The 12,210-nt window shown below is 64.8% G+C and carries 12 protein-coding genes; 8 read left to right on the top strand and 4 right to left on the bottom strand.

The features are described from left to right. Positions 1 to 32: 32 nt before the first annotated feature. The 4 genes from AB4Y32_RS02580 to AB4Y32_RS02595 all read right to left on the bottom strand — a co-directional run bounded on the left by AB4Y32_RS02580 (position 33) and on the right by AB4Y32_RS02595 (position 3,259). The gene (locus tag AB4Y32_RS02580; protein ID WP_368719824.1) at positions 33 to 479 is read right to left on the bottom strand and encodes a nuclear transport factor 2 family protein; all 447 of its coding nucleotides are present in this window, start codon (positions 477 to 479) and stop codon (positions 33 to 35) included. A 368-nt stretch (positions 480 to 847) separates the two neighbouring features. Further along, on the bottom strand, positions 848 to 1,873 hold the full coding sequence (waaF, locus tag AB4Y32_RS02585; RefSeq protein WP_368719825.1) for a lipopolysaccharide heptosyltransferase II: 1,026 nt from the start codon (positions 1,871 to 1,873) through the stop codon (positions 848 to 850). 188 nt (positions 1,874 to 2,061) lie between these two features. Next, positions 2,062 to 2,256, bottom strand: a complete 195-nt coding sequence (locus AB4Y32_RS02590) for a zinc-finger domain-containing protein (protein WP_342937944.1) — start codon at positions 2,254 to 2,256, stop codon at positions 2,062 to 2,064. Between the two features lie 79 nt (positions 2,257 to 2,335). Then, the gene (locus AB4Y32_RS02595) at positions 2,336 to 3,259 is read right to left on the bottom strand and encodes a branched-chain amino acid transaminase (RefSeq protein WP_368719826.1); all 924 of its coding nucleotides are present in this window, start codon (positions 3,257 to 3,259) and stop codon (positions 2,336 to 2,338) included. Positions 3,260 to 3,544: 285 nt separating this feature from the next. On the opposite strand from AB4Y32_RS02595, the gene AB4Y32_RS02600 reads away from it, so the two are divergent. From AB4Y32_RS02600 to AB4Y32_RS02635, 8 genes are all read left to right on the top strand, one after another. Continuing rightward, on the top strand, positions 3,545 to 4,288 hold the full coding sequence (locus tag AB4Y32_RS02600) for an AzlC family ABC transporter permease (RefSeq protein ID WP_368719827.1): 744 nt from the start codon (positions 3,545 to 3,547) through the stop codon (positions 4,286 to 4,288). Continuing rightward, positions 4,288 to 4,611: an AzlD domain-containing protein gene (locus AB4Y32_RS02605; RefSeq protein ID WP_368719828.1), complete on the top strand. Its 324-nt coding sequence runs from the start codon at positions 4,288 to 4,290 to the stop codon at positions 4,609 to 4,611. Before AB4Y32_RS02600 ends, AB4Y32_RS02605 begins: the two co-directional genes overlap by 1 nt. A 206-nt stretch (positions 4,612 to 4,817) precedes the next feature. Then, positions 4,818 to 6,011: a phosphoglycerate kinase gene (locus AB4Y32_RS02610; protein ID WP_368719829.1), complete on the top strand. Its 1,194-nt coding sequence runs from the start codon at positions 4,818 to 4,820 to the stop codon at positions 6,009 to 6,011. 539 nt (positions 6,012 to 6,550) lie between these two features. Then, positions 6,551 to 7,987 (top strand): pyruvate kinase, encoded by a 1,437-nt coding sequence (gene pyk, locus AB4Y32_RS02615; protein ID WP_368719830.1) that lies wholly within the window; start codon positions 6,551 to 6,553, stop codon positions 7,985 to 7,987. Between the two features lie 250 nt (positions 7,988 to 8,237). After that, complete coding sequence (gene fba / locus AB4Y32_RS02620) at positions 8,238 to 9,302, top strand: class II fructose-bisphosphate aldolase (protein ID WP_368719831.1); 1,065 nt, start codon at positions 8,238 to 8,240, stop codon at positions 9,300 to 9,302. A 165-nt stretch (positions 9,303 to 9,467) separates the two neighbouring features. Further along, a complete protein-coding gene (locus AB4Y32_RS02625; RefSeq protein WP_368719832.1) occupies positions 9,468 to 10,358 on the top strand; it encodes a phosphoribosylaminoimidazolesuccinocarboxamide synthase in 891 nt (296 codons plus the stop codon). A 25-nt stretch (positions 10,359 to 10,383) separates the two neighbouring features. Then, positions 10,384 to 10,902: a 5-(carboxyamino)imidazole ribonucleotide mutase gene (gene purE / locus AB4Y32_RS02630; protein ID WP_368719833.1), complete on the top strand. Its 519-nt coding sequence runs from the start codon at positions 10,384 to 10,386 to the stop codon at positions 10,900 to 10,902. Between the two features lie 97 nt (positions 10,903 to 10,999). Then, a complete protein-coding gene (locus tag AB4Y32_RS02635; protein WP_368719834.1) occupies positions 11,000 to 12,208 on the top strand; it encodes a 5-(carboxyamino)imidazole ribonucleotide synthase in 1,209 nt (402 codons plus the stop codon). Positions 12,209 to 12,210 lie beyond the last annotated feature (2 nt).

Below are 12,210 nucleotides of genomic sequence, written 5' to 3' on the forward strand. Positions count from 1 at the left end.
AGGCTTCGGCAAAGCAGGTCTTGCGGAACGCCTCAGTGCAGCGCACCCTGACCATGTCTCATTTTGGCAGCAAACTGCGTAGCCGCTTCGTTCGGCATCGCACTCGCGTGGATATGCGCGATCTTCCACTCGCCGCGCTCGTGGACCATCACATAGGTCGTGAAGATCATCGACGGAACGGCCGCCGGGTCCGCCGGACGATGCGCTTCGGCGATCGCATAGACGACCGTGCCCAGGCTGTCGTAGACGCGAATGTCGAGCGGTTCGATCGACACGGGCTGCGCTTCGAGCTGAAGTGTGAGGCCAGCGCGGATCGCGTCGAGGCCGTGCAGATGCGAGCCATCGGCGCAGATGCAGCTGACGAACTCCTCATCGATCCACAGGCCCATCAAGCTGTCGATATTGACCTCCGCGACCGCCTGGTAGTAGGCGTTCAACGTGTCCGCAGCGGCTTCGAAGATGTGGGCAAAACGTGGCATGGCTCGTCAGTCTCTTGCGCGCAAGGCGCGCGGTTGCGGTCAGTGGTCGGCTTCTCGCGCCGTCGGCGGCAAAGTCCGTGCAGGCTGGCTCGTGGCACGGCTGCACGGGCTGTTTCCACGCCTATTCCAGAACAGTTCCGGGCCGATTTGAGGTCAATCCGAGGTCGATTCCGGGTCAACTCTCCGGCCTGTTTTCCGACGATGTTCCGGGCCTTTCCCGTGGCGCCTGCAAGGCCATCCGCCAGCATGCCCGCGCCGCAAGACGCGAGCATGACGCATGGAGCGGGCGCGGCGCGCTTCGCGCACGACACGTGACCGACGGCCGCCGACCTGCCCGCGACGCGTTCCGGCGAACGCGCACCGAGCGCTCAGCGTTGCGCGAGCAGCATGCCGCGCAGATCGTCGAACACCTGCTCGGCGCTCAGTTGCCGCAGACAGTTCAGATGGCCCAGCGGACACTCGCGCTGGAAGCACGGACTGCACTCGAGATGCAGCCATTGTACCTTTGCGAGGTCCGACAAGGGCGGCGTGTGGCGCGGATCGGTCGATCCGTAGACGGCGACGAGCGGACGGCGCAGCGCCGCTGCGACGTGCATCAGCCCGGAGTCGTTGGTCACGACGGCGCTCGCCCGCGAGATCAGCGCGCTCGCTTCGCCGAGCGCTGTCTGGCCGCACAGGTTGCGCACGTTCGGCGCGCGGTCGGCGATCGCCTGGGCGATGGGCGCGTCTTTCGGCGAGCCGAGCGCGACGATCTTCGTGTACGGAAACGACTGGCCGACCATTTGTGCGAGCGCCGCGAAATGCTCGGGCGGCCAGCGCTTCGCGGGGCCGTATTCGGCGCCGGGGCAGAACACCAGCAGTGGCACGCGCGTGTCCAGGTTGAACCGGGTCGAGACGCGCGCCGCTTCGTTCAGGTCGGCGTCGAGCCGGGGCTGCGTCAGATCGTCAGGCACTTTCGCGCCGGGTGCGTAGGCGAGCGCCGCGTACTGGCCGACCATCGGCGGACGCTCGTCCTTGCGCGGGTTTCCGTGCCGCACATTCAGCAGGCCGTAGCGGCTTTCGCCCGTATAACCGATGCGCAGCGGAATGCCCGCCATCCACGGAATCAGCGCGGACTTCAGCGAATTCGGCAGCACATAGGCGGCCTCATATCCGACGTCGCGCAGATCGCTCGCCAGTTGCCAGCGGCGCAGCATCTGCAGCTTGCCGTGTGCGAGATCGGTCGCATAGACGTCGCGGATTTCAGGCATCCGTTCGAGGATGGGCGCGACCCAGCTGGGCGCGACCGCGTCGATCGCGATGCGCGGATGCAATTTCACGAGGCGCGCAAGTAGAGGCTGCGCCATCAATGCGTCACCGATCCAGTTCGGTGCGATAACCAACGCGCGACGCATCAGGGGGAGTTTCCGATGTCGAAAATAAAGCGCCGCGCGCACGAGGCGCGCGGGGCCGGGGTTGTCAGGGACAGTGGACTGCGGCTTGGGCTATATCGGCGTGTGCGGCGAGAAGTCTGGCTTCCCGCGCGGATTGCCGAACGACGCGTGGCGCCCCAGCACGTGCCGCAGACAGAGCGAGCCGCGGGTCAGTGACCCTTGATCACTTCGCCGTCGCGCAGCTTGTAGCGCGTGCTGCAGTAAGGGCAGCGCGCTTCGCCGTGCGACACGTCGATAAAGACGCGCGGATGGTTGCTCCAGCGCGGCATCGACGGGTTCGGGCAGTAAGCAGGAAGATCCTTCGCCGACAGTTCGACCAGCGGCATTTCCTTGATTTCACTCATAGGGACTTTCTCGTTGTATGCAAAGAGCAGGCGCGGCTGGCGTTTGCCTCACGTGTGGCCGCCGCCGCGCCTGCGGAATTCAAATCTTCGTGAGCCAGTGCGAGTACTTCTCGCTCTTGCCGTTCACGATGTCGAAGAAAGCCGATTGCAGCTTTTCCGTGACCGGGCCGCGCGTGCCCGAGCCGATCGTTCGGTTGTCGAGTTCGCGGATGGGCGTGACTTCGGCAGCCGTGCCGGTGAAGAACGCTTCGTCGGCCGTATAGACTTCGTCGCGCGTGATGCGCTTTTCTATTACCTCGATGCCCGCGTCCTTCGCCAGCGTGATGACGGTGTCGCGCGTGATGCCGTCGAGGCACGACGACAGGTCGGGCGTGTACAGCTTGCCGTTGTTCACGAGGAAGAAGTTCTCGCCCGAGCCTTCCGACACATAGCCATCGACGTCGAGCAGCAGTGCTTCGTCGTAGCCGTCGGCGGTAGCTTCCTGGTTCGCGAGGATCGAATTGACGTACCAGCCCGACGCCTTCGCGCGGACCATCGACACGTTCACGTGATGGCGCGTGAACGACGACGTCTTCACGCGGATGCCCTTCTTGATGCCGTCTTCGCCGAGATACGCGCCCCACGGCCATGCGGCGATCGCGACGTGAATGGTATTGCCCTTCGCCGACACGCCCAGCTTTTCCGAGCCGACCCAGATGATCGGACGCAGATAGCACGACTCCAGCTTGTTCTCGCGCACGACTTCGCGCTGCGCGGCGGCGAGCGTTTCGTGGTCGAACGGAACATCCATCTGGAAGATCTTGGCCGAGTTGAGCAGGCGCTTCGTGTGCTCTTTCAGACGGAAGATCGACGTGCCGCCGTCGACCGTCTTGTACGCGCGCACGCCCTCGAAAACGCCCATCCCATAGTGCAGCGTGTGGGTGAGGACGTGGATCCTGGCGTCGCGCCATTCGATGAGCTTGCCATCCATCCAGATCTTGCCGTCGCGGTCGGCCATTGACATACGGTTCTCCAGGCAGTGCGGGTTCGGGTTCTAACGTTCCAACGTGATACGGACTTGTTGTGACGCGCAATGCGCGTGGCGCGCCGACTACACAAAGCGCCGGGGACACGCGGCAAACGCGATATTTTACCGTCATTTGCACAGGCAACGGGCATTCGCGGGCACCCTGGACGCTATAATCCGGCGGTCGCTGAAAAGAAAACCGCATGCGCCAGCGGCTGCCTCACGATCTGGCGCTGACCTCCAGCCGTCGCGGCGTTCATCGCGCCGCATTGCCTTCGCCTCATGCTCTCTCGCCTGTCCGATCTCGATCGCCGTGCCTTCCGTGATGGCATGCGCGCCTACTCGCCGACCTTGATGGCGATCTTCTCCTGGGGCCTCGTGACGGGCATCGCGATGAGCAAATCGGTGATGACGGTGCCGCAATCGCTCGGCATGTCGCTGCTGGTCTATGCGGGCTCGTCGCAACTGGCCGTGCTGCCGCTGATGCTCGCGAAGCTGCCCGTCTGGACCATTCTGCTGACGGCCGCGATGGTCAACACGCGTTTCATCATCTTCAGCGCCGGTCTCGCGCCGCATTTTTCGTATCTGCCGCTGTACCGGCGGCTGCTGGTCGGCTATTTCAACGGCGATGTCATCTATCTGCTGTTCCAGAAGAAGGCCTTCCAGACCGGCTATGTGCCCGGCAAGGAAGCGTATTTCTGGGGCATGGCCGTCTCCAGCTGGCTGTCGTGGCAAGTGTCGTCGATCATCGGCATTCTGCTCGCGAGCCTCTTTCCCGATAACTGGGGCCTGTCGCTCGCGGGCACGCTCGCGCTGATTCCCGTGATGGTGTCGGCGATCTCGTCGCGCTCGACGCTCGCGGCCGTCAGCGTCGCGGGCATCGTCGCGCTGATCGCCTTTGACCTGCCGTACCGGCTCGCGCTGCCGCTCGCCGTCCTGACCGCGATCGTCGCCGGCAGCGCCGCCGATGCGATGGTCGAGCGCGCCGACTTGCGCCGCATTCGCAACAGCACGGAGAACCCGTGATGACCACGCTGCAGATCTGGCTCGCGATCATCGGCATGACGTTTGTCACAGCGCTGACACGCGCGCTGTTTCTGATCGGGGGTGAGCGCACGGTTTTGCCCGAGCGCGCGCAACGGATGCTGCGCTACGCGCCCGCCGCGGCGCTCGCGGCCGTCGTCGTGCCGGACGTGCTGATGACGGACAGCGGCGTGTCCGTCGCGCTGTCGAATCACGAGCTGTACGGCACGCTCGCGGGCCTCGCGTGGTTCCTCTGGCGGCGCACGATGCTGGGCACGATCGTCGTCGGGATGCTGGTGTTCACGGCGTTGCGGCTGATCTTCTGACGCGGCGCACGGATGTTGCGGTGCAATAACCTGTCGGGCCCCACTGGCGCCGCCAAATACCGGGATTCTCGCGCCACGGGTTAGATCGGTCTGTCGATCGGTTAAAATAGCCGTCTCCCGGAACACGCGCGAAGCCGCCGGCACCGTTCGCGAGAGGCCGTTCGCGCAGCGTCCGCACCGCCTTCCAATCAACTCGCATACGAATCATGAAACAGGTATTGCGTCTTTCCGATCTGATCGCCGAAGGCAAGCTATCCGGCAAACGCGTCTTCATCCGCGCCGACCTGAACGTGCCGCAGGACGACGCCGGCAACATCACCGAAGACACCCGCATCCGCGCCTCCGTGCCCGCCATCAAGTCCGCGCTGGACGCGGGCGCGGCCGTCATGGTCACGTCGCACCTCGGCCGCCCGACGGAAGGCGACTTCAAGCCCGAAGATTCGCTCGCGCCCGTCGCGAAGCGCCTGTCCGAACTGCTCGGCCGCGACGTGCCGCTCGTGTCGCAGTGGGTCGAGGACGGCGTGAACGTCGCGCCGGGCCAGGTCGTGCTGCTTGAGAACTGCCGCGTGAACAAGGGCGAAAAGAAGGATTCCGACGAGCTCGCGCAGAAAATGGCGAAGCTCTGCGACGTCTATGTGAACGACGCGTTCGGCACCGCGCATCGCGCCGAAGCGACGACGCACGGCATCGCGAAGTACGCGAGCGTCGCGTGCGCGGGCCCGCTGCTGGCCGCCGAACTCGAAGCGCTCGGCAAGGCGCTCGGCTCGCCGAAGCGTCCGCTCGTGGCGATCGTCGCGGGCTCGAAGGTGTCGACCAAATTGACCATCCTGAAGTCGCTGGCCGACAAAGTCGACCAGCTTATCGTCGGCGGCGGCATCGCGAACACGTTCATGCTCGCGGCCGGTCTGAAGATCGGCAAGTCGCTCGTCGAAGCGGATCTCGTCGATGAAGCGAAGGCGATCATCGAATCGGCGAAGGCACGTGGCGCGTCGGTCCCGATTCCGAGCGACGTGGTCACGGCCAAAGAGTTCTCGCCGACGGCCAAGGCCGAAATCAAGAAGGTCGCCGATGTGCAAGACGACGACATGATTCTCGACATCGGGCCGGAAACGGCGAAGGCGCTCGCGTCGCAGCTGGAGAAGGCGGGCACGATCGTCTGGAACGGCCCCGTCGGCGTGTTCGAGTTCGACCAGTTCGGCAACGGCACGAAGACGCTGGCTGACGCGATCGCGAAGTCGTCGGCGTACTCGATCGCGGGCGGCGGCGACACACTCGCGGCCATCGCGAAGTACGGCATCCACGACAAGATCAGCTATATCTCGACGGGCGGCGGCGCATTCCTCGAGTTCCTCGAGGGCAAGAAGCTGCCTGCCGTCGCAGTGCTGGAATCGCGGGCCTGATAATGGCGACGCGCTCCCCCAACAAGCCTCAGAAGACGCGCAACGCGTCGCGCACGGCAGCGGCAGGGGAGCGCGCAGCGCGCTCCGCAAAAGCGCTGCAACCCGAGGCCGCCGCGCAGGCGGCTTCGCAACCTTGCGGCAACGCGCCAGCGGCAGAGACCGCAGCCATTGCCGCAGACCGCTCAGATCGCCTGGGTCGAGCAGAACAGAATACGGAACCGGCCATCGAAGCCGTCGCGGCGGATACCGCGACAGACGCGCAAGCAGAGGCCGGTTCGAGTGCAACGGTGTCTTCCGCCTCGCACACCGAAGCCGATGATGAGTCTTTGCACGCGTCCGATCAGCCGTCGCCGCAGGTTTATGCGCAGTTTCATGCGCAGTTTAATGATGTCGCAGCAGTCCCCCACGATACGACGCCGGGCCTTCAAGGTTCGAAGGGAACGAACGGCGCACTGCCCCATGTAGCACCTGTCGTTGCGCAGCCTCCGCATCCGACTCCTGACGTTCATCCCAGCGATCTCATCCAAACGAGGAGACTCATGCATCGCGCCACCAAGATTGTCGCAACCATCGGGCCGGCTTCCAGCACGCAGGAAATCCTGCAGCAAATGATCGAAGCGGGCGCCGACGTGGTGCGCCTCAACTTTTCCCACGGCACCGCTGACGATCACCGTCAGCGCGCGGAGTTCGTGCGTGCAGCGGCCCGGCAGGCAGGCCATGAAGTCGGCATCATGGCCGACCTGCAAGGCCCGAAAATCCGCGTCGGCAAATTCGAAAACGGCAAGACCACGCTGGTCGCAGGCAACACCTTCATCCTCGACTCCGACTGCGAGCTCGGCAACGACGAGCGCGTCGGCCTCGACTACAAGGACCTGCCGCGCGACCTGAAGGCCGGCGACACGCTGCTCCTGAACGACGGTCTGATCGTGCTGAGCGTGCAGCGCGTGATCGGCAACGAGATTCACACCGTCGTGAAGATAGGCGGCGACCTGTCGAACAACAAGGGCATCAACCGCCAGGGCGGCGGCCTGACGGCGCCCGCGTTGACCGCGAAGGACATGGAGGATATCCGCACGGCAATGTCGCTGGGCGCGGACTACGTCGCGGTGTCGTTCCCGAAGAACGCGACGGACATGGAAATGGCGCGCCAGCTCGCGAACATCGCGGGCGCGCCGTACGGCATCAAGCCCAAGATGATCGCGAAGATCGAACGCGCCGAAGCGATCCCGGCGCTGCAAGGCATTCTCGAAGCATCGGACGGCATTATGGTCGCGCGCGGCGATCTCGCCGTCGAAGTCGGCAACGCGGCCGTGCCCGCGCTGCAAAAACGCATGATCAAGATGGCGCGCGAGGCGAACAAGTTCGTCATCACGGCCACGCAGATGATGGAATCGATGATCAACGCGCCCGTGCCGACGCGCGCCGAAGTCTCCGACGTCGCGAACGCGGTGCTGGACGGCACGGACGCCGTGATGCTGTCGGCCGAATCGGCGGCGGGCAAGTACCCGGTGCAGACGATCGAAACGATGGCCGCGATCTGCGTCGAAGCGGAAAAGTCCGAGCACGTCGAACTGGACAAGGACTTCCTCGACCGAACCTTCACCCGCATCGACCAGTCGATTGCAATGGGCGCGCTTTTCACGGCGTATCACCTGGGGGCGAAGGCGATCGTCGCGCTGACGGAGTCGGGCTCGACGGCGCTGTGGATGTCGCGTCACTGGACGCACGTTCCCATCTTCGCGCTCACGCCGCGCGAGGGCAGCGAGCGCGCGATGCAGATCTACCGCAACGTGAACCCGCTGCATCTCGACACCAGCAGCGATCGCGACATCGCGCTCCAGCAGGCGCTCGAAGTGGTCGTCGGCAAGGGCTATGCGGCGCGCGGCGACATGGTCGTGCTGACGGTCGGCGAGCCGATGGGCCAGGCGGGCGGCACGAACACGCTGAAGATCGTGCGCGTCGGCGAGCCGGTCTGATTTCCACCGGCACGCCATCCGATCGCCGTAAGAGCGAGCAAATACGAGCCGTCGCGGAACCATGGCGGAACCGCGACGGCGAGCCGAACGGCGCGCGTGAAGCAGAGCGCCGTGTCCCCGGAAGAGAGGCGGCGCACGCAGTTTGGGAAGGGTGCGCTCGGGACACGGTCTGCTTCACGATAAAATTGCATGAAATTGCATAAATAGATGCCGTCGGCACAGGATTCGTTTCAATCTAAGGAGTACATCAATGCCTCTCGTATCAATGCGTCAACTGCTGGACCATGCCGCCGAACACGGTTATGGCCTTCCGGCATTCAACGTAAACAACCTGGAGCAGGTGCAGGCGATCATGGCGGCGGCCGATCAGGTCAACGCGCCCGTGATCATGCAGGCATCGGCAGGCGCGCGTAAGTACGCCGGCGAGCCGTTCCTGCGCCATCTGATCGAAGCGGCCATCGAATCGTATCCGCACATTCCCGTCGTGATGCACCAGGACCACGGCCAGTCGCCGGCAGTCTGCATGGCTGCGATCCGCAGCGGCTTCACGAGCGTGATGATGGACGGCTCGCTCGAAGCCGACGGCAAGACGGTGGCATCGTACGAGTACAACGTCGACGTGTCGCGCAAGGTCGTCGAAGCGGCGCACTCGATCGGCGTGACGGTGGAAGCGGAACTGGGCGTGCTCGGTTCGCTGGAAACGATGAAGGGCGACAAGGAAGACGGCCACGGCGCGGAAGGCACGATGACGCGCGAGCAGCTTCTGACAGACGTCGAGCAGGCAGCGGACTTCGTGAAGCTCACGCAGTGCGACGCACTGGCGATCGCAATCGGCACGTCGCACGGCGCGTACAAGTTCTCGAAGAAGCCGACGGGCGATATCCTGTCGATTCAGCGCATCAAGGAAATTCACCAGCGCATTCCGAACACGCACCTGGTGATGCACGGTTCGTCGTCGGTGCCGCAGGAGCTGCTCGCGGAAATCCGCGAATTCGGCGGCGACATGAAGGAAACCTACGGCGTGCCCGTCGAGGAAATCCAGGAAGGCATTAAGAACGGCGTGCGCAAGATCAACATCGACACCGATCTGCGTCTTGCGATCACGGGCGCGATCCGCCGCTACATGGCGGAGAACCGTTCGAAGTTCGATCCGCGCGACTACCTGAAGCCGGCTCGCGAAGCCGCGAAGAAGGTATGCGTGGACCGTTATCTGGCGTTCGGCTGCGAAGGCCAGGCGTCGAAGATCAAGTCCATCTCGCTGGACAAGATGGCCGAGAAGTACAAGGCGGGCGAGCTCGCGCAAGTCGTCCGCTAAGCGGCAGACGGGCGGGGTTTGCTCCCGCTCGCGCGCCGCACGAGCATCAGGCGCCTGGCCATCTGGCCAGGTTGTCGCCCGATCGCCGTTCCCGCATGATCCGGGGAACGGCGTTTCCCTTTTGTTCCGGGCCGTTTTTCAGCCCCATTTTAGTGAATCACGACGATGTCTACCCTTTACGAATCCACGCTTCGCTCGCTGCAGCTGCTCGGCCGCGGCAAAGTCCGCGACAACTACGCGGTGGGCAACGACCAGTTGCTGATTGTCACGACGGACCGTCTGTCCGCGTTCGACGTGGTCATGGGCGAGCCGATTCCGGGCAAGGGGCGCGTGCTGAACCAGATGGCCAACTTCTGGTTCGACAAGCTCAAGCACGTCGTGCCGAATCATTTGACGGGTGTCGCGCCGGAATCGGTCGTCGCGCCCGATGAAGTCGAGCAGGTGAAGGGCCGCGCGGTCGTCGTGAAGCGCCTCGAGCCGATTCTCGTCGAAGCCGTGGTGCGCGGCTATCTGGCCGGCAGCGGCTGGAAGGACTATCAGGCGACGGGCGCCGTGTGCGGCGTGACGCTGCCCGAGGGCCTGCAAAACGCGCAGAAGCTGCCCGAGCCGATCTTCACGCCGGCCGCGAAGGCCGAGATGGGCCATCACGACGAAAACATCACATACGAAGAGATGGAGCGCCGCATCGGCACCGAACTGTCGGCGACGATCCGCGATATTTCCATCAGCCTGTACAAGGAAGCCGCCGATTACGCGGCGACGCGCGGCATCATCATCGCGGACACGAAGTTCGAATTCGGTCTCGACGACAAGGGCCAGCTCTATCTGATGGACGAAGCGCTGACGGCCGATTCGTCGCGCTTCTGGCCGGCGGATCAATACCAGGTCGGCACGAACCCGCCGTCGTTCGACAAGCAGTTCGTGCGCGACTGGCTCGAAACGCAGCCGTGGAAGAAGGAGCCGCCCGCGCCGAAGCTGCCGGACGACGTCGTCGAGAAGACGGCGCAGAAGTATCAGGAAGCGCTCGAGCGCCTGACGGGCCAGAAGCTCGCCTGAGCACGCACACGGAACAAGCAACATCATGAGTGAAGTTCAGACAGCACATACCCATGACGCGCCGCTCGTCGGCGTGCTGATGGGTTCCAGCTCCGACTGGGAAGTCATGAAGAACGCGGTCGCCATCCTGCAGGAGTTCGGCGTGCCGTACGAAGCGAAGGTCGTCTCCGCGCACCGCATGCCGGACGAAATGTTCGCCTATGCTGAAAGCGCGCGCGAACGCGGCGTGCGCGCGATCATCGCGGGCGCCGGCGGCGCGGCGCATCTGCCGGGCATGCTGGCCGCGAAGACGACGGTGCCCGTGCTCGGCGTGCCCGTGGCCAGCAAGTATCTGAAGGGCGTCGATTCGCTGCACTCGATCGTGCAGATGCCGAAAGGCGTGCCCGTCGCGACGTTCGCGATCGGCGAAGCAGGCGCGGCGAATGCGGCGCTGTTCGCGGTGTCGATGCTGAGCGGCACGTCGCCGGAATATGCGGAGAAGCTCGCCGCTTTCCGCGTGCGCCAGAACGAAGCGGCTCACGCGATGACGCTGCCGCCGCTGTAAGCGCTTCAGATGCGCAGCGGCTAGCCCCCGATGAAGTTCAATGCAGTCCAACGCTTTGACCGGCCGATCCCCACATCGGCCGCGACCGACCACCAAGATGAATCCAGACAACACTCCGGTATCACCGATTCTGCCCGGCGCATGGCTCGGCATGGTCGGTGGCGGCCAGCTCGGCCGCATGTTCTGCTTCGCCGCGCAGGCGATGGGCTATCGCGTCGCCGTCCTCGATCCGGATGAAAACAGTCCGGCAGGCGCCGTCGCGGATCGTCATCTGCGCGCGGCCTATGACGACGAAGCGTCTCTCACCGAACTCGCGCGGCTGTGCGCGGCGGTGTCGACCGAGTTCGAGAACGTGCCGGCGGCGAGTCTCGATTTCCTCGCGCGCACGACGTTCGTGAGCCCGGCAGGGCGCTGCGTGGCCGTCGCACAGGACCGCATCGCGGAGAAGCGCTTCATCGCGTCGTCGGGCGTGCCCGTTGCGCCGCATGTCGTGATCGAATCGTCGGATGCGCTCGCCGCGCTCGACGATGCCGCGCTCGAAGCCGTGCTGCCCGGCATCCTGAAGACGGCCCGGCTCGGATACGACGGCAAGGGCCAGGTGCGCGTCGGCAACGCAGCGGAAGTGCGCGCGGCGCATGCGTCGCTGGGCGGCGTCGCTTGCGTGCTCGAAAAGCGCTTGCCGTTGAAGTTCGAAGTGTCGGCGCTGATCTCGCGCGGCACGAACGGCTCGTCGGCCGTCTATCCGCTCGCGCAGAATACGCATCGCCATGGCGTGCTGTCGCATACGATCGTGCCCGCGCCGGACGCCAACGCGACGCTCGTCGAACAGGCGCAACTGGCCGCGCTGCAGATCGCGGACAAGCTCGGCTATGTCGGCGTGCTGTGCGTCGAGTTCTTCATTCTCGAAGACGGCACGCTGGTCGCGAACGAAATGGCGCCGCGTCCGCACAACTCCGGCCACTACACAGTCGACGCCTGTGCGACGAGCCAGTTCGAGCAGCAGGTGCGCGCGATGACGGGCATGCCGCTCGGCGACACGCGCCAGCATTCGCCCGCCGTCATGCTGAACATCCTTGGCGACGTGTGGTTCCCCGTCAACGCGAAGGGCAAAAGGCCGAGCGCGGCCGTCACGCCGCCGTGGCACGAAGTCGCCGCGATGCCGGAAGCGCGTCTGCATCTGTACGGCAAGGAAGAGGCGCGTCCCGGCCGCAAGATGGGCCACGTGAACTTCACGGCCGCGACGCTTGAACGTGCACGCACGGCGGCCCGCGACTGCGCGCGCCTGCTGCATATCCCGACTAGCTGAGC

Source organism: Paraburkholderia phymatum, assembly GCF_040965635.1.
Taxonomy (GTDB): domain Bacteria; phylum Pseudomonadota; class Gammaproteobacteria; order Burkholderiales; family Burkholderiaceae; genus Paraburkholderia; species Paraburkholderia phymatum_B.

What these genes read in the sequence shown, in the direction of transcription:
- AB4Y32_RS02595 (WP_368719826.1), bottom strand. Translation starts at nt 3,259, where the DNA reads ATGTCAATGGCCGACCGCGACGGCAAGATCTGGATGGATGGCAAGCTC.
- fba (WP_368719831.1), top strand. Translation starts at nt 8,238, where the DNA reads ATGCCTCTCGTATCAATGCGTCAACTGCTGGACCATGCCGCCGAACAC.
- AB4Y32_RS02600 (WP_368719827.1), top strand. Translation starts at nt 3,545, where the DNA reads ATGCTCTCTCGCCTGTCCGATCTCGATCGCCGTGCCTTCCGTGATGGC.
- purE (WP_368719833.1), top strand. Translation starts at nt 10,384, where the DNA reads ATGAGTGAAGTTCAGACAGCACATACCCATGACGCGCCGCTCGTCGGC.
- AB4Y32_RS02625 (WP_368719832.1), top strand. Translation starts at nt 9,468, where the DNA reads ATGTCTACCCTTTACGAATCCACGCTTCGCTCGCTGCAGCTGCTCGGC.
- AB4Y32_RS02610 (WP_368719829.1), top strand. Translation starts at nt 4,818, where the DNA reads ATGAAACAGGTATTGCGTCTTTCCGATCTGATCGCCGAAGGCAAGCTA.
- AB4Y32_RS02590 (WP_342937944.1), bottom strand. Translation starts at nt 2,256, where the DNA reads ATGAGTGAAATCAAGGAAATGCCGCTGGTCGAACTGTCGGCGAAGGAT.
- AB4Y32_RS02580 (WP_368719824.1), bottom strand. Translation starts at nt 479, where the DNA reads ATGCCACGTTTTGCCCACATCTTCGAAGCCGCTGCGGACACGTTGAAC.
- pyk (WP_368719830.1), top strand. Translation starts at nt 6,551, where the DNA reads ATGCATCGCGCCACCAAGATTGTCGCAACCATCGGGCCGGCTTCCAGC.
- waaF (WP_368719825.1), bottom strand. Translation starts at nt 1,873, where the DNA reads ATGCGTCGCGCGTTGGTTATCGCACCGAACTGGATCGGTGACGCATTG.
- AB4Y32_RS02605 (WP_368719828.1), top strand. Translation starts at nt 4,288, where the DNA reads ATGACCACGCTGCAGATCTGGCTCGCGATCATCGGCATGACGTTTGTC.
- AB4Y32_RS02635 (WP_368719834.1), top strand. Translation starts at nt 11,000, where the DNA reads ATGAATCCAGACAACACTCCGGTATCACCGATTCTGCCCGGCGCATGG.